Origin of the sequence: Pseudomonas sp. S3E12, assembly GCF_001702295.1 — a bacterium.
Classification (GTDB): Bacteria; Pseudomonadota; Gammaproteobacteria; order Pseudomonadales; family Pseudomonadaceae; genus Aquipseudomonas; species Aquipseudomonas marginalis.
This window is the reverse complement of record NZ_MBDT01000022.1, coordinates 204,821-219,776: the sequence shown is the minus strand read 5'-3', so window position 1 is coordinate 219,776 and position 14,956 is coordinate 204,821. Positions and strand designations below refer to the sequence as shown.

Sequence of the window (14,956 nt, the reverse complement as noted above, 5' to 3'; positions counted from 1 at the left end):
CATAGGCCAAAATGTGGGAGCGGACTTGCTGTGGTGGGTAGGCTTGCTGTGGTGAGCGGGCTTGCAGTGGTGAGCGGGCTTGCCCCGCGCTGGACTGCGCAGCAGTCCCATTGTCGGTGAACAAGCCCACCCACCACAGCACCCTCCCTTCCACATTTTTTGTGGCGTTCCTCTGTCTGCGTTCAGCCAGACAACTCTGGCATAACACTTGCTCTTGCCTTTCCGTAGATCTATGAATCCCCGAATAGTGACGGATTATTGGCATGGCGAAGAGCGACGACGCAGCAAAAGCACCCGCACCCGCAGGCAAAGGCAAGCTCAAGCTTATCCTGATGATTGTCGTAGGCCTGCTCCTGGCCATCGGCGCCTCGGTGGGCGGCACCTGGTACATCATGCACAGCAGTGCCAGCAAGCCGGCACCTGCCGCCGAAACCGCCACTAACGCCAAGCAACCGGCAATCTTCGAGCCGATGCTTCCGGCCTTTGTCGCCAACTTCAACCAGAACGGTCGTCAACGCTACCTGCAGGTGAGCATCACCTTGCTGGCGCGTAACCAGTCGGACCTGGATGCCCTCAAGGTGCATATGCCGGTGATCCGCAATAACCTGGTGATGCTGTTCTCCGGGCAGAGTTTCGACACCCTGGCCACCCCGGTGGGCCAGGAAATGCTGCGCCAGAAGGTCACTGCCAGCGTGCAGGAAGTGGCCCAGAAGGAGCTCGGCAAAGTCGTGATCGAGCAGGCGCTCTTCACTAATTTCGTATTGCAGTAGGATCACCCCATGGCCGTGCAGGACCTGCTGTCCCAGGATGAAATCGACGCGCTGTTGCATGGCGTCGACGACGGTCTGGTACAGACTGAAATGGCTGCCGAGCCCGGCAGCGTCAAAAGTTATGACCTGACCAGCCAGGATCGCATCGTCCGTGGACGCATGCCGACCCTTGAGATGATCAACGAACGTTTCGCCCGTTACACCCGGATCAGCATGTTCAACATGCTGCGCCGCTCGGCGGACGTGGCGGTGGGCGGCGTGCAGGTGATGAAGTTCGGCGAGTACGTGCACTCGCTGTACGTGCCCACCAGCCTCAACCTGGTCAAGATCAAGCCATTGCGCGGTACCGCGCTGTTCATCCTCGACGCCAAGCTGGTGTTCAAGCTGGTGGACAACTTCTTCGGCGGTGACGGCCGTCACGCCAAGATCGAAGGCCGTGAATTCACCCCCACCGAATTGCGCGTGGTGCGCATGGTGCTGGAGCAGGCCTTCATTGACTTGAAGGAAGCCTGGCAGGCGATCATGGAAGTCAATTTCGAGTACATCAACTCGGAAGTGAACCCGGCCATGGCCAACATCGTCGGGCCGAGCGAGGCCATTGTGGTGTCCACGTTCCACATCGAGCTCGATGGCGGTGGCGGCGACCTGCACGTGACCATGCCGTATTCGATGATCGAGCCGGTGCGCGAAATGCTCGACGCCGGTTTCCAGTCCGACCTGGACGACCAGGACGAACGCTGGGTCAAGGCCCTGCGCGAAGACCTGCTGGATGTCGACGTGCCGCTGAGCGCCACCGTGGCCCGGCGCCAGTTGCGCCTGCGGGATATTTTGCACATGCAGCCGGGGGACATTATTCCGGTCGAATTGCCGAACGAAATGATCATGCGCGCCAACGGCGTGCCGTCGTTCAAGGTCAAGCTGGGGTCCCACAAGGGCAACCTCGCTTTGCAAGTGGTTGAGCCGATCAACCGTCGCTGATCCCTATTTATGAATGTTTGCTCCGCCGAGGACATGTAATGGCTACCGAACACGAAAACACTTCCGCCGAAGACCAGGCCCTGGCTGACGAGTGGGCTGCGGCCCTGGAAGAGACCGGCGATGTTGGCCAGGACGATATCGACGCACTGCTGGCCGCTGATGCCGCCACAGCACCAGCGGGTAATCGCCTGCCCATGGAAGAGTTCGGCAGCGTGCCGAAGAACAACGACCCGGTGACCCTCGATGGGCCGAACCTCGACGTGATCCTCGACATCCCGGTGTCGATCTCGATGGAAGTGGGCAGTACCGACATCAACATCCGCAACCTGCTGCAACTCAACCAGGGCTCGGTGATCGAGCTGGATCGCCTGGCCGGTGAGCCGCTGGACGTGCTGGTCAACGGCACTCTGATCGCCCACGGCGAAGTGGTGGTGGTCAACGAAAAGTTCGGCATCCGCCTGACCGACGTGATCAGCCCAAGCGAACGCATCAAGAAGTTGCGCTGATATGAAACGGCTGATGGTGGGACTGTTCGCCGCGCTGCCATTGGCGGCGTGGGCGGCGGAGCCGGTGGCCCAGGTTGCCGCTGCGCCCGTCGGCGGCAGTGTCGGCGGGCAACTGACGCAGCTGGTGCTGGGCCTGTTGCTGGTGGTCGGCTTGATCTTCGTGTTGGCCTGGCTGATGCGTCGCGTGCAGAGCATCGGCCCGGGCAATGCCCAGGTCATCGAAATGATCGGCTCGCGCGCCCTTGGCCCGCGAGACCGACTGGTGCTGGTGCAAGTGGGCGAGGAACAGATCCTGCTGGGCATTACCCCCGGCCGAATCACGCCGCTGCACGTGCTCAAGACCCCGGTGCCAACCACCCAATCCCAGCCCGCCACGCCAGAATTCGCCCAGCGCCTGATGGAATTGCTGGGCAAGGATCAGAAGGATAAGAAGTAATGCGCGTTTTATTGACGCTCATGCTGTTGCTGGCCGCGCCATTGGCGCTGGCCGCCGACCCGTTGTCGATCCCGGCGATTACGCTGGGTACCAACGCGGCGGGGGCCCAGGAGTATTCGGTCAGCCTGCAGATCCTGCTGATCATGACCGCGCTGAGCTTTATCCCGGCGTTTGTCATGCTGATGACCAGCTTTACGCGGATCATCATTGTGTTCTCGATCCTGCGTCAGGCCCTGGGCCTGCAGCAGACGCCGTCGAACCAGATCCTCACCGGCATGGCGTTGTTCTTGACAATGTTCATCATGGCGCCGGTGTTCGACAAGGTGAACCAGCAAGCCCTGCAGCCGTACCTGGCCGAGACCATCACGGCTCAGGTCGCGATTGACCGGGCGCAAGGGCCGATCAAGGATTTCATGCTGTCGCAGACCCGCTCCAGCGACCTTGAGCTGTTCATGCGCCTGTCCAAGCGTACCGACATCGCGACGCCGGACCAGGCGCCGCTGACCATCCTGGTGCCGGCGTTCGTCACCTCGGAACTGAAGACCGCGTTCCAGATCGGCTTCATGATCTTTATCCCGTTCCTGATCATCGACCTGGTGGTGGCGAGCGTGCTGATGGCCATGGGGATGATGATGCTGTCGCCGCTGATTATTTCATTGCCGTTCAAGATCATGCTGTTTGTGCTGGTGGACGGTTGGGCGCTGATTATCGGCACGTTGGCCGGCAGTTTCGGAGGGGTGTGATGTGTTAGGTGAAGCAGCATGACCCCAGAAGTTGCCGTCGACCTGTTCCGTGAAGCACTGTGGCTGACCACCGTGATGGTTGCCGTGCTGGTGGTGCCGAGCCTGTTGGTGGGCCTGCTGGTGGCGATGTTCCAGGCCGCGACCCAGATCAACGAACAGACCTTGAGCTTCCTGCCGCGTCTGCTGGTGATGCTGATCACCCTGATTGTCGCCGGCCCGTGGCTGGTGCAAACCTTCATGGAATACATCCTGCAGCTGTACGGCAGTATTCCGCAGTTGATCGGCTGACCCGATGCAGTCCTTGCTGGCATTGACCGACACCCAGATCAGCACGTGGGTAGCCTCGTTCATCCTGCCGTTGTTCCGGGTGACGGCGGTGCTGATGAGCATGCCGGTGTTCGGTACTACCTTGGTGCCACGCCGTATCCGCCTGTATTTCGCCGTGGCGATCACCGTGGTGCTGGTGCCGGGCCTGCCGCCGATGCCCCCGGTCAACGCACTCGACCTCAGTGCCTTGATGCTGATTGCCGAGCAAATCCTGATCGGCTCGCTGCTGGGCTTTTCCCTGCAACTGTTCTTCCAGGCGTTTGTGATTGCCGGGCAAATTATCTCGATCCAGATGGGCATGGGCTTCGCGTCCATGGTCGACCCCACCAACGGCGTGTCGGCAGCGGTGATAGGGCAATTCCTGACCATGCTGGTGACCTTGTTGTTCCTGGCCATGAACGGCCACCTGGTGGTGTTCGAGGTGTTGACCGAAAGCTTCACCACCTTGCCGGTAGGCTCCGGGCTGGTGGTCAATCACTTCTGGGAGCTGGTGGGGCGTCTCAGTTGGGTGCTCGGTGCCTCGCTGTTGCTGGTACTGCCGGCGATCACGGCCTTGCTGGTGGTCAACATCGCGTTTGGCGTCATGACCCGCGCGGCGCCACAGCTGAATATTTTCTCCATTGGTTTCCCCTTGACCCTGGTGCTGGGCATGGGGATTTTCTGGGTCGGCCTGGCTGACATTCTCAATCAGTATCAACCGCTGGCGACCGACGCCTTGCAGTTCTTACGTGATCTGGCACGGGCGCGCTGAGCCATGGCCGAGAGCGAGAGTGGTCAGGACAAGACAGAAGACCCCACGGAGAAACGTAAAAAGGACTCCAGGGAAAAGGGCGAGATTGCTCGCTCCAAGGAACTCAACACCGTTGCGACCATGATGGCCGGGTCCGGTGCCTTGCTGATCTATGGCGGTGGCCTGGCGCTGGACTTGATGGAGCTGATGAAGCACAACTTCACCTTGCCCCGCGATGTGTTGCTCAACCCCGGCTCCATGGGCCAATACCTGCTGCACTCGGGCAAGATCGCGATATTGGCGGTGCAGCCGATCCTGATCACCCTGCTGCTGGCCGCACTGATCGGCCCGGTCGCCCTCGGCGGCTGGCTGTTCGCCGCCGGCAGCATGGCACCCAAGTTCAGCCGCATGAACCCCGCGGCGGGGCTCAAGCGCATGTTTTCCGCCAAGGCCCTGGTGGAGCTGCTCAAGGCCCTGGCCAAGTTCATCCTGATTCTGTTCGTGGCGCTGATGGTGTTGTCGGCCGACATCGACGACCTGCTGCGCATCGCCCATGAACCCCTGGAGTCGGCGATCATCCACAGCGTGCAGGTGGTGGGCTGGAGTGCGCTGTGGATGGCCGCCGGGCTGATCATCATCGCGGCGGTGGATGCGCCGATCCAGTTGTGGGAAAGCCACAAGAAACTGCTGATGACCAAGCAGGAAGTGCGCGACGAGCACAAGGACCAGGAAGGTCGCCCCGAGGTCAAGCAACGCATCCGCCAGCTGCAGCGGGAAATGTCCCAGCGCAAGATGATGGCCTCGGTGCCCGACGCCGACGTGGTCATCACCAACCCGACCCACTATGCCGTGGCCCTCAAGTACGACCCGGAGAAGGGCGGCGCACCGATGCTGCTGGCCAAGGGCAGCGACTTTACCGCGTTGAAAATCCGCGAAATCGCCGTGGCCCACGACATCCTGCTGCTGGAATCGCCGGAGCTGGCGCGGTCGATCTTCTACTCCACCGACCTCGACCAGGAAATCCCGGCGGGGTTGTACCTGGCCGTGGCCCAGGTGTTGGCATATGTCTATCAGATTCGCCAGTACCGTGCAGGGAAGGGCAAACGCCCGGATCCACTCAGGGATCTGCCGATTCCGCCGGAGTTGCGCCGCGATTCCTGATCTCCTACCACTCGTCACTAACTGCCGTCTACCTGTCAACTTTGACAGTAGTCAATCTTATTTCCAGCGCGTTTGATAAGGCTCAGGTCTTAAAACAAGCAGGGTGGAGAAGGTTAATGGCAACCGGCATCGTAAAGTGGTTCAACGCAGAAAAGGGGTTTGGTTTCATCAAGCCGGACGACGGTTCTGAAGATGTATTTGTGCATTACTCGGGGATCGTTTCCGGCGGTTTCAAAAGCCTGGATGAAAACCAAAAGGTCGAATACGAGCTTGTCAACGGTCCCAAGGGACTGCAGGCAACTGAAGTTAAAACTGTGAGCTAGCCCGTGGGCGCTAGTTTCGCTGTCGGCAATGGATGTACACATACCCGACTATGGGAGGGGGCTTTTCCCCTCCCGCAGTTGGAGTGTTTACATCCGATAGAACTCGGGCGCCTGTAGCGATCCACCTCCTCAAAAGCAAAGTTGGAAGGCTTCTTGCAATACCGCCTCCAGGACGCCTCCCGGCGTCAAAAGTTTGCTTCAAGGAAACGAGGAATACCGGTGGTGGATCGCTCTCAAATGTTCAGCACGGCCCGTGGCACCCTGACTGACCTCTCGCGGGGCAATCTGGGTGTGCCGTTGTTGCTGCTGGTCATGCTGGCAATGATGATGTTGCCGATGCCGCCGTTCCTGCTGGACGTGTTCTTCACCTTCAACATCGCCCTGTCCGTCGTCGTGCTGCTGGTGTGCGTCTACGCCTTGCGGCCGCTGGATTTCGCGGTGTTCCCGACGATCCTGCTGGTGGCCACCCTGCTGCGCCTGGCGCTGAACGTGGCGTCCACCCGTGTGGTGATGCTCCACGGCCAGGACGGTCACGCCGCTGCCGGTAAGGTGATCCAGGCCTTCGGTGAGGTGGTGATCGGCGGTAACTACGTGGTCGGTATCGTGGTGTTCGCGATCCTCATGATCATCAACTTCGTGGTGGTGACCAAGGGCGCCGGGCGGATCTCCGAGGTGAGCGCACGCTTTACCCTCGACGCCATGCCCGGCAAGCAGATGGCTATCGACGCCGACCTCAACGCCGGCCTGATCGACCAGAACCAGGCCAAGACCCGCCGCTTGGAAGTCGCCCAGGAAGCCGAGTTCTACGGTTCCATGGACGGTGCCAGCAAATTCGTGCGCGGTGACGCCATCGCCGGCCTGCTGATCCTGTTCATCAACCTGATCGGCGGCATGGCGGTCGGGATCTTCCAGCACGGCATGACCTTCGGCGATGCGGGCAAGGTGTACGCCCTGCTGACCATCGGTGACGGTTTAGTGGCGCAATTGCCATCACTGTTGTTATCTACAGCTGCCGCCATCATGGTGACCCGTGCGTCGGGCTCCGAAGACATGGGCAAGCAGATCAGCCGCCAGATGTTTGCCTCGCCCAAGGCCCTGGCCGTGGCGGCCGGCATCATGGCGATCATGGGGATCGTGCCGGGCATGCCCCATGTGTCGTTCCTGAGCATGGCAGCCATGGCGGGCGGTGGTGCCTACCTGTTCTGGAAAAAGCAGAATGCGGTCAAGGTCCAGGCCCAGCAAGAGATCGCCCGCCAGCAGGAACTGCTGCCATCCCCGGCCCGCGCCCAGGAAACCAAGGAGTTGGGCTGGGACGACGTGACCCCGATCGACATGATCGGCCTGGAAGTTGGCTACCGCTTGATTCCGCTGGTGGACCGCAACCAGGGAGGCCAGTTGCTCGCGCGGATCAAGGGCGTGCGTAAGAAGCTGTCCCAGGACCTGGGCTTCCTGATGCCCACCGTGCATATCCGTGACAACCTCGACCTGGCCCCGAGTGCCTACCGCCTGACCCTGATGGGCGTGATCCTGGCCGAAGCCGAGATCTACCCGGACCGCGAGCTGGCAATCAACCCCGGCCAGGTGTTCGGCACCCTCAACGGCATTACCGCCAAAGATCCGGCTTTTGGCCTGGAGGCGGTGTGGATCGAAGTCAGCCAGCGCAGCCAGGCGCAGTCCCTGGGCTACACCGTGGTGGACGCCAGTACCGTGGTCGCCACCCACCTCAACCAGATCCTGTACAAGCACTCCCACGAGCTGATCGGCCACGAAGAAGTCCAGCAATTGATGGGTTTGCTGGGCAAGGCCTCGCCAAAACTGGCAGAGGAGCTGGTGCCGGGCGTGCTGTCGTTGTCGCAATTGCTCAAGGTGCTGCAGGCGCTGCTGGCCGAACAGGTGCCGGTACGCGACATTCGCAGCATTGCCGAGGCTATCGCCAACAATGCCGCCAAGAGTCAAGATACTGCCGCGCTGGTGGCGGCGGTGCGTGTCGGATTGTCCCGCGCCATCGTGCAAAGCATTGTAGGGCTTGACTCCGAGCTGCCTGTGATCACCTTGGAACCAAGGTTGGAACAAATATTGCTCAATAGTATTCAGAAGGCAGGACAAGGCCAGGAAGAGGGCGTTCTGCTGGAGCCAAGCATGGCTGAGAAACTGCAGCGTTCGTTGATCGACGCCGCACAGCGCCAGGAAATGCAGGGCCAACCGGTGATTCTGCTGGTGGCGGGTCCGGTCCGGGCGATGTTGTCGCGGTTTGGACGTCTGGCAGTACCGAATTTGCACGTTTTGGCTTATCAGGAAATTCCTGACAACAAGCAAGTGACTATCGTCGCGACAGTAGGGCCCAACGGCTGAGGGTAGTGGGTTATGCAAGTTAAGCGTTTTTTCGCCGCCGATATGCGTCAGGCCATGAAACTGGTCCGCGATGAGCTGGGCGCCGATGCCGCGATTATCGGTAACCGTCGTATTGCCGGCGGTGTCGAGCTGACGGCTGCCCTGGACTACACCCCCTCGGCATTGGCGCCGCGTGTGCCGAACATGGAGCTCGAAGACGAGCTGCGCAAGACCGCTTCGCGCATCGTCTCGGCCCAGGCTGAACTGAGCATGCGTGGCGACAGCGATGCCTCCACCAATCGCCAGTTGTTCGCCGGCCTGCCGCTGACCGCCGCCGAGCCGCTGGTTGAGCCAACGTTCATCGAACCGCCGCGTCCTGCCGCGCCAGCCCCGGCTGCAGCAGTCGACCAGCGTGTCTTCGATTCCATGCGTTTTGAACTCAACGGCCTGCGCGAGCTGCTGGAAGTGCAACTGGGTTCGCTGGCCTGGACCCAACTGCAAGGCAGCAAACCGCACCAGGCCAACCTCTGGCGCCGCCTGCAACGCATCGGCCTGTCCGGCCCGTTGTCCCGCGACCTGCTGGCCCTGACCACCGAAATCGAAGAGCCTCGCCAGGCCTGGCGCATGTTGCTGGCCCACCTGGCGCGGATGATCGCCACCCCGGAAATCGAACCCCTGGAAGAGGGCGGTGTGATCGCCATGGTCGGCCCTGCCGGCATGGGCAAGACCACCACCCTGGCCAAGCTGGCGGCGCGCTATGTGCTCAAGTACGGCGCGAACAACATCGCACTGGTGAGCATGGACAGCTACCGCATCGGCGCCCAGGAACAGCTCAAGACCCTGGGCCGTATCCTCAATGTACCGGTCACCCACGTCGACCCGGGCCAGTCCCTGGCCAACGCGCTCGATCCGTTGCTGCGCAAGCGCGTGGTGCTGATCGACACCGCCGGCCTGCAGGCCAGCGATCCGGCGTTGCGCCTGCAACTGGAAAGCCTGGCCGGGCGTGGCATCAAGTCGAAAAATTACCTGGTGCTTGCAACCACCAGTCAGAAACAGGTACTTACCGCTGCGTACCATAGCTACAAGCGTTGCGGTCTGGCCGGCTGCATCCTGACTAAACTGGATGAAACCGCCAGCCTGGGCGAAGTGTTGAGCCTGGCTATCAGCCATGAACTACCGGTTGCCTATCTGACCGACGGGCCGCGGATCCCGGATGATTTGCATCTGCCGCGCCGTCATCAGCTGGTCAGCCGCGCCGTCAGCGTGCAAATGCAAGAAGAGCCTAGCGAGGAAGCGATGGCCGATATGTTCGCCGACCTTTACCACAACCCGGCAAAACGGGTGGGTTGAGGTGCGATGAACACCGTGAAATGTACCTACATCGATGGTCTGCAAGCGATTCACGCGGCCAAGCCATGTAGCCTGCGTCTAAGCAAGACAAGGTAAAGAAATAAAATGGGCAGCATGCATCCCGTACAGGTGATCGCGGTGACCGGCGGCAAAGGTGGCGTCGGGAAAACTAACGTGTCAGTGAATTTGTCCCTGGCCCTGGCAGAGCTTGGCCGTCGCGTCATGCTGCTGGATGCTGACCTGGGGCTGGCGAACGTCGACGTTCTGCTGGGACTGACGCCCAAACATACCCTGGCCGATGTGATCGAGGGGCGCTGTGAGCTGCGCGACGTGCTGCTCCAGGGCCCTGGCGGGATCCGCATCGTGCCGGCCGCCTCCGGTACCCAGAGCATGGTGCACCTGAGCCCGGCGCAGCATGCCGGCCTGATCCAGGCATTCAGTGACATCGGCGACAACCTCGACGTGCTGGTGATCGACACCGCCGCCGGGATCGGCGAGTCCGTGGTCAGCTTCGTGCGCGCGGCGCAGGAAGTCTTGCTGGTGGTCTGCGATGAACCCACCTCGATCACCGACGCCTACGCCCTGATCAAACTGCTTAACCGTGACTACGGCATGAACCGCTTCCGCGTCCTGGCCAACATGGCCCAGAGCCCGCAGGAAGGCCGCAACCTGTTCGCCAAGTTGACCAAGGTCACGGATCGCTTTCTCGATGTCGCCTTACAATACGTCGGTGCAGTTCCCTACGACGAGTGTGTGCGCAAGGCTGTGCAAAAGCAGCGTGCAGTCTACGAAGCGTTCCCTCGTTCCAAGTGCGCATTGGCGTTCAAGGCTATTGCCCAGAAGGTCGATACCTGGCCGTTGCCTGCCAACCCTCGGGGGCATCTGGAGTTTTTCGTCGAGCGATTGGTGCATCAGACGAGTGCAGGACCGGTGCTATGACAGCGAACGGCTATAACGCGTACAAGAAATCTGCCCGTGACAGCCAGGGCGAGTTGATCGAGCGCTATGCGCCACTGGTCAAGCGCATTGCCTATCACCTGCTGGCACGCCTGCCCGCCAGCGTCCAGGTCGAAGACCTGATCCAGGCGGGCATGATCGGCCTGCTCGAAGTGTCGACCAAGTACGATGCGAGCAAGGGCGCGAGCTTCGAGACGTATGCGGGGATCCGCATCCGTGGCGCGATGCTCGACGAAGTGCGCAAGGGTGACTGGGCGCCGCGTTCGGTGCACCGCAATACACGCATGGTCAGTGACGCAATTCGTGCAATTGAAGCAAAAACCGGTCGCGACGCTAAAGATCACGAAGTTGCGGCCGAACTCCAATTGAGTCTCGACGATTATTACGGGATTTTGAACGATACCTTGGGCAGCCGCCTGTTCAGTTTCGACGACCTGTTACAGGACGGCGAACACGAAGGGCTGCATGAGGACGGCGCGAGCACGCATATGGAGCCGTCGCGTGACCTGGAAGATGAACGTTTCCAGGGGGCGTTGGCGGACGCCATTGCCAACTTGCCGGAGCGCGAGCGGTTGGTGTTGGCGCTGTACTACGACGAAGAGCTGAACCTCAAGGAAATCGGTGAGGTCCTGGGGGTCAGCGAATCTCGTGTCAGCCAGTTGCACAGCCAGTGCGCGGCCCGCTTGCGGGGGCGTCTGGGAGAGTGGCGAGCGCGCTGACAGGCAGTGTGGGGAGCATTGCAAAGCGATACCGCGAAGGTGATAGGCCTTCGCGGGCTCGGGCCGTGGTGCCCTCGGCAGTCCTTTTTGTGTAATGCCTGTTGATTGAAATGGCGCGTCCAGGTGCTGGGCGCGTTTAAGACTGCTTGGAGGTCGAATTGGACAAGAACATGAAAATCCTCATCGTTGATGACTTCTCAACGATGCGGCGGATCATAAAAAACCTGTTGCGTGACCTTGGGTTCACAAACACGGTCGAGGCGGATGACGGCCTGACGGCGATTCCGATCCTCAACAGCGGGAGCATCGACTTTCTGGTAACGGACTGGAACATGCCGGGCATGACCGGCATCGACTTGTTGCGCCACGTGCGTGCCGACGAAAAATTGCGCAGCCTTCCCGTGTTGATGGTGACCGCCGAAGCCAAGCGTGAACAGATCATCGAAGCCGCCCAGGCCGGGGTCAACGGTTACGTGGTCAAACCATTCACTGCACAGGCCTTGAAAGAGAAGATCGAAAAGATCTTCGAACGCATCCACGGCTGATGCCATCGCGGGGGAGCTATGGAGCATAAAGAAACGTCACAGGGAGACTTTGAGTCGACCCTGAAAAAGCATGCTCACCAGTTGGTTGACAGCCTTGAAAAAGGCCAGTTCGGCGACGCGGTGCAGTTGATCCATGAGCTCAACCAGACCCGTGACCGAGGCCTGTACCAGGAAGTGGGCAAGCTCACACGCGAGCTGCACAGCGCGATCGTCAATTTCCAGATTGACCCGCACATGCCCCAGGCCGAAGAGATTTCGCAGATCACCGACGCCACCGAACGCCTGTCCTATGTGGTCAGGCTGACCGAGGCGGCGGCTAACCGCACCATGGACCTGGTGGAAAACGCCACGCCCCTGGTCAACGGCATGGCCACGGAAGCCCACGCCCTGAGCGTTGACTGGGGCCGCTTCATGCGCCGTGAAGTCGGTGCGGAAGAGTTTCGTGAGCTGGCCCGTCGGGTCGAAGGGTTCTTGTCACGCAGCGAGCAGGAAAACCGCATGGTTTCCAGCAACCTCAATGACATTCTGCTCGCCCAGGATTACCAGGACCTGACCGGTCAGGTGATCAAGCGTGTGACCCAGTTGGTCACCGAAGTGGAAAGCAACCTGCTCAAATTGGTACTCATGGCCGGCCAGGTCGACCGTTTTGCCGGCATCGAACATGACCGCGAAGCGATCCTCTCTGAAAAAGATCCACAAAAACATCTCGCCAAGGGTGAAGGTCCGCAGATTCATGCCGATAAACGTGAAGACGTTGTGTCAGGTCAGGATGACGTAGATGACCTGTTATCCAGTTTAGGCTTCTAAGGAGCACCCACATGAGCTTCGGCGCCGATGAAGAGATCCTTCAGGATTTCCTTGTAGAGGCCGGCGAAATTTTAGAGCAACTGTCCGAACAACTGGTCGAGCTGGAAAGCCGCCCGGATGATGCGAACCTGCTCAATGCAATTTTTCGCGGTTTTCATACTGTAAAAGGGGGCGCCGGCTTCCTCCAGCTCCATGAGCTGGTGGAGTGCTGCCACATCGCCGAGAACGTGTTCGACATCCTGCGCAAGGGTGAGCGTCACGTTGATTCGGAGTTGATGGACGTGATTCTCGAAGCACTGGATGCGGTCAACGGCATGTTCAGCGAAGTGCGCGAGCGTGCCCCGATCACCGCAGCCACTCCGGAACTGCTGGCCGCCCTGGCGCGTTATGCAGAGCCGGCCGACACCTCGGTAGCGCCGGTGGTCGAAGCCGCGCCCGAGCCGGAACCGGTGGCGGAGCCTGATGTGACGGACAGTGAGTTCGAGCAACTGCTCAGCTCCCTCAGTGCCGTCAAGGCCGAAGCCGAAGCGCCGGCGGCGGTTGCCCCGGCTGCCGCGCCGACCAGCGAGGACATTACCGACGCTGAGTTCGAGTCCCTGCTCGATCAATTGCACGGCAAGGGCCAGTTCGCCGCCGACGCCGTGGCGCCTGCCGGTGCCGCCGCCGGTGCTGCGGATGCGCCTGCCGCTTCTGCCAGCACCGACATCACTGACGATGAATTCGAAGCGTTGCTCGACCAGTTGCATGGCAAGGGCACCTTCGCGGCCGATGCCTTGCCGGCCGTCGCCGCGACGGCCGCGGCCCCGGCAGCACCCGCTGCCGGCGCCAAGCCTGCGGACGATGGGTTGATCTCCGATCACGAATTCGAAGCACTGCTGGACGATCTGCACGGCAAGGGCAAGTTCACCGAAGTCGCTCCGGCCGCCGCTGCAGCCACGGCGGCACCGGTTGCCGCCAAAGCCGCCGCGCCCGCCGCCAAGCCTGCGCCTGCGCCGGCTGCTGCCCCGGCTCCAGCGCGTGCCGCTGCGGCCCCGGTCGCGGAAAAACCGGCCAGTGAAGCCGAAACCACCGTACGGGTCGATACCGCGCGGCTGGACGACATCATGAACATGGTCGGCGAGCTGGTACTGGTGCGTAACCGCCTGGTGCGCCTGGGCCTGAGCAGCGGCGATGAGGCCATGCAGAAGGCCGTGTCGAACCTCGATGTGGTCACCGCCGACCTGCAGACCGCGGTGATGAAAACGCGGATGCAGCCGATCAAGAAAGTCTTCGGTCGCTTCCCGCGCCTGGTTCGCGACCTCGCGCGCCAGCTGAAGAAAGAGATCAATCTGGAACTGGTGGGTGAAGAAACCGACCTCGACAAGAACCTTGTCGAGGCCCTGGCCGACCCGCTGGTCCACTTGGTGCGCAACGCTGTCGACCACGGTGTCGAAACCCCGGAAGAACGCGAAGCCTCGGGCAAGTCCCGTGGCGGCAAAGTGATCCTGGCGGCGGAGCAGGAAGGCGACCACATCCTGCTGTCGATCACCGATGACGGCAAGGGCATGGACCCGACCATCTTGCGCAATATCGCGGTCAAGCGTGGCGTGATGGACAAGGACGCCGCCGACCGCCTGACCGACACCGAGTGCTACAACCTGATCTTCGCCCCTGGCTTCTCGACCAAGACCGAGATTTCCGACGTGTCGGGCCGTGGCGTGGGCATGGACGTGGTGAAGACCAAGATCAGTCAGCTCAACGGCTCGATCAACATCTACTCGACCAAGGGCCAGGGCTCCAAGATCGTCATCAAGGTGCCGTTGACGCTGGCGATCATGCCGACCCTGATGGTGATGCTGGGCAACCAGGCGTTCGCCTTCCCGCTGGTCAACGTCAACGAGATCTTCCACCTCGACCTGTCGCGCACCAACGTGGTCGACGGCCAGGAAGTGGTGATCGTGCGGGACAAGGCGTTGCCCCTGTTCTACCTCAAGCGCTGGCTGGTTGCATCGGCCGCCCATGAAGAGCAGCGCGAAGGCCATGTGGTGATCCTCTCCGTGGGCACCCAGCGTATCGGCTTTGTCGTCGATCAACTGGTGGGCCAGGAAGAAGTGGTCATCAAGCCTTTGGGCAAAATGCTGCAGGGAACCCCGGGCATGTCGGGCGCGACTATCACCGGTGACGGTCGGATCGCGCTGATTCTCGATGTTCCGAGCATGCTCAAGCGTTACGCCGCTCGGCGTATTTGATTCTGGTGGGGCAGGGCGGTATTGCCCGCCCCACCTAACGGAGTG

Annotated in this window: 16 protein-coding genes; all 16 read left to right on the top strand. The window is 61.1% G+C overall.

The window, feature by feature from the left end:
* Positions 1–263: 263 nt before the first annotated feature.
* The gene (fliL, locus tag BB029_RS20360; RefSeq protein ID WP_065924962.1) at positions 264–770 is read left to right on the top strand and encodes a flagellar basal body-associated protein FliL; all 507 of its coding nucleotides are present in this window, start codon (positions 264–266) and stop codon (positions 768–770) included.
* A 9-nt stretch (positions 771–779) separates the two neighbouring features.
* Positions 780–1,748 carry a flagellar motor switch protein FliM gene (fliM, locus tag BB029_RS20355; protein WP_065924963.1) on the top strand — a complete coding sequence of 323 codons (969 nt, stop codon included), beginning with the start codon at positions 780–782 and terminating at the stop codon, positions 1,746–1,748.
* A 38-nt stretch (positions 1,749–1,786) separates the two neighbouring features.
* On the top strand, positions 1,787–2,254 hold the full coding sequence (gene fliN / locus BB029_RS20350; RefSeq protein ID WP_027603860.1) for a flagellar motor switch protein FliN: 468 nt from the start codon (positions 1,787–1,789) through the stop codon (positions 2,252–2,254).
* 1 nt (position 2,255) lies between these two features.
* The gene (gene fliO / locus BB029_RS20345; protein WP_065940556.1) at positions 2,256–2,690 is read left to right on the top strand and encodes a flagellar biosynthetic protein FliO; all 435 of its coding nucleotides are present in this window, start codon (positions 2,256–2,258) and stop codon (positions 2,688–2,690) included.
* On the top strand, positions 2,690–3,433 hold the full coding sequence (fliP, locus tag BB029_RS20340; RefSeq protein ID WP_065940555.1) for a flagellar type III secretion system pore protein FliP: 744 nt from the start codon (positions 2,690–2,692) through the stop codon (positions 3,431–3,433). The genes fliO and fliP overlap by 1 nt, the downstream gene beginning before the upstream one ends.
* An 18-nt stretch (positions 3,434–3,451) precedes the next feature.
* Positions 3,452–3,721 carry a flagellar biosynthesis protein FliQ gene (gene fliQ / locus BB029_RS20335; protein ID WP_027603863.1) on the top strand — a complete coding sequence of 90 codons (270 nt, stop codon included), beginning with the start codon at positions 3,452–3,454 and terminating at the stop codon, positions 3,719–3,721.
* A 4-nt stretch (positions 3,722–3,725) separates the two neighbouring features.
* Entirely contained in the window at positions 3,726–4,511 is a 786-nt protein-coding gene (gene fliR, locus BB029_RS20330) for a flagellar biosynthetic protein FliR (protein ID WP_027603864.1), read from the top strand.
* A gap of 3 nt (positions 4,512–4,514) precedes the next feature.
* The gene (gene flhB / locus BB029_RS20325; RefSeq protein ID WP_065940554.1) at positions 4,515–5,651 is read left to right on the top strand and encodes a flagellar biosynthesis protein FlhB; all 1,137 of its coding nucleotides are present in this window, start codon (positions 4,515–4,517) and stop codon (positions 5,649–5,651) included.
* A gap of 116 nt (positions 5,652–5,767) precedes the next feature.
* Positions 5,768–5,974, top strand: a complete 207-nt coding sequence (locus tag BB029_RS20320; protein WP_065940553.1) for a cold-shock protein — start codon at positions 5,768–5,770, stop codon at positions 5,972–5,974.
* A gap of 237 nt (positions 5,975–6,211) precedes the next feature.
* Complete coding sequence (gene flhA, locus BB029_RS20315; RefSeq protein WP_301294696.1) at positions 6,212–8,326, top strand: flagellar biosynthesis protein FlhA; 2,115 nt, start codon at positions 6,212–6,214, stop codon at positions 8,324–8,326.
* A 12-nt stretch (positions 8,327–8,338) separates the two neighbouring features.
* The gene (gene flhF, locus BB029_RS20310; RefSeq protein WP_065940552.1) at positions 8,339–9,655 is read left to right on the top strand and encodes a flagellar biosynthesis protein FlhF; all 1,317 of its coding nucleotides are present in this window, start codon (positions 8,339–8,341) and stop codon (positions 9,653–9,655) included.
* A gap of 105 nt (positions 9,656–9,760) precedes the next feature.
* Entirely contained in the window at positions 9,761–10,594 is an 834-nt protein-coding gene (fleN, locus tag BB029_RS20305; protein ID WP_003192912.1) for a flagellar synthesis regulator FleN, read from the top strand.
* Complete coding sequence (gene fliA / locus BB029_RS20300; protein WP_065924972.1) at positions 10,591–11,331, top strand: RNA polymerase sigma factor FliA; 741 nt, start codon at positions 10,591–10,593, stop codon at positions 11,329–11,331. Before fleN ends, fliA begins: the two co-directional genes overlap by 4 nt.
* A 170-nt stretch (positions 11,332–11,501) precedes the next feature.
* Positions 11,502–11,876, top strand: coding sequence for a chemotaxis response regulator CheY (locus tag BB029_RS20295; RefSeq protein ID WP_160385018.1), 375 nt, complete (start codon positions 11,502–11,504; stop codon positions 11,874–11,876).
* Positions 11,877–11,894: 18 nt separating this feature from the next.
* Positions 11,895–12,683 carry a protein phosphatase CheZ gene (locus BB029_RS20290; RefSeq protein WP_027603869.1) on the top strand — a complete coding sequence of 263 codons (789 nt, stop codon included), beginning with the start codon at positions 11,895–11,897 and terminating at the stop codon, positions 12,681–12,683.
* Between the two features lie 11 nt (positions 12,684–12,694).
* Entirely contained in the window at positions 12,695–14,911 is a 2,217-nt protein-coding gene (locus BB029_RS20285) for a chemotaxis protein CheA (protein ID WP_065940551.1), read from the top strand.
* The last annotated feature ends 45 nt before the right edge of the window (positions 14,912–14,956 follow it).

Excerpts from the sequence above, each read along its gene's own strand:
- BB029_RS20320 (WP_065940553.1), top strand. The coding sequence starts at position 5,768 with ATGGCAACCGGCATCGTAAAGTGGTTCAACGCAGAAAAGGGGTTTGGT.
- BB029_RS20295 (WP_160385018.1), top strand. The coding sequence starts at position 11,502 with ATGAAAATCCTCATCGTTGATGACTTCTCAACGATGCGGCGGATCATA.
- BB029_RS20285 (WP_065940551.1), top strand. The coding sequence starts at position 12,695 with ATGAGCTTCGGCGCCGATGAAGAGATCCTTCAGGATTTCCTTGTAGAG.
- flhF (WP_065940552.1), top strand. The coding sequence starts at position 8,339 with ATGCAAGTTAAGCGTTTTTTCGCCGCCGATATGCGTCAGGCCATGAAA.
- fliO (WP_065940556.1), top strand. The coding sequence starts at position 2,256 with ATGAAACGGCTGATGGTGGGACTGTTCGCCGCGCTGCCATTGGCGGCG.
- fliP (WP_065940555.1), top strand. The coding sequence starts at position 2,690 with ATGCGCGTTTTATTGACGCTCATGCTGTTGCTGGCCGCGCCATTGGCG.
- fliN (WP_027603860.1), top strand. The coding sequence starts at position 1,787 with ATGGCTACCGAACACGAAAACACTTCCGCCGAAGACCAGGCCCTGGCT.
- fliR (WP_027603864.1), top strand. The coding sequence starts at position 3,726 with ATGCAGTCCTTGCTGGCATTGACCGACACCCAGATCAGCACGTGGGTA.
- fleN (WP_003192912.1), top strand. The coding sequence starts at position 9,761 with ATGGGCAGCATGCATCCCGTACAGGTGATCGCGGTGACCGGCGGCAAA.
- fliM (WP_065924963.1), top strand. The coding sequence starts at position 780 with ATGGCCGTGCAGGACCTGCTGTCCCAGGATGAAATCGACGCGCTGTTG.
- flhA (WP_301294696.1), top strand. The coding sequence starts at position 6,212 with ATGTTCAGCACGGCCCGTGGCACCCTGACTGACCTCTCGCGGGGCAAT.
- BB029_RS20290 (WP_027603869.1), top strand. The coding sequence starts at position 11,895 with ATGGAGCATAAAGAAACGTCACAGGGAGACTTTGAGTCGACCCTGAAA.
- flhB (WP_065940554.1), top strand. The coding sequence starts at position 4,515 with ATGGCCGAGAGCGAGAGTGGTCAGGACAAGACAGAAGACCCCACGGAG.
- fliA (WP_065924972.1), top strand. The coding sequence starts at position 10,591 with ATGACAGCGAACGGCTATAACGCGTACAAGAAATCTGCCCGTGACAGC.
- fliL (WP_065924962.1), top strand. The coding sequence starts at position 264 with ATGGCGAAGAGCGACGACGCAGCAAAAGCACCCGCACCCGCAGGCAAA.
- fliQ (WP_027603863.1), top strand. The coding sequence starts at position 3,452 with ATGACCCCAGAAGTTGCCGTCGACCTGTTCCGTGAAGCACTGTGGCTG.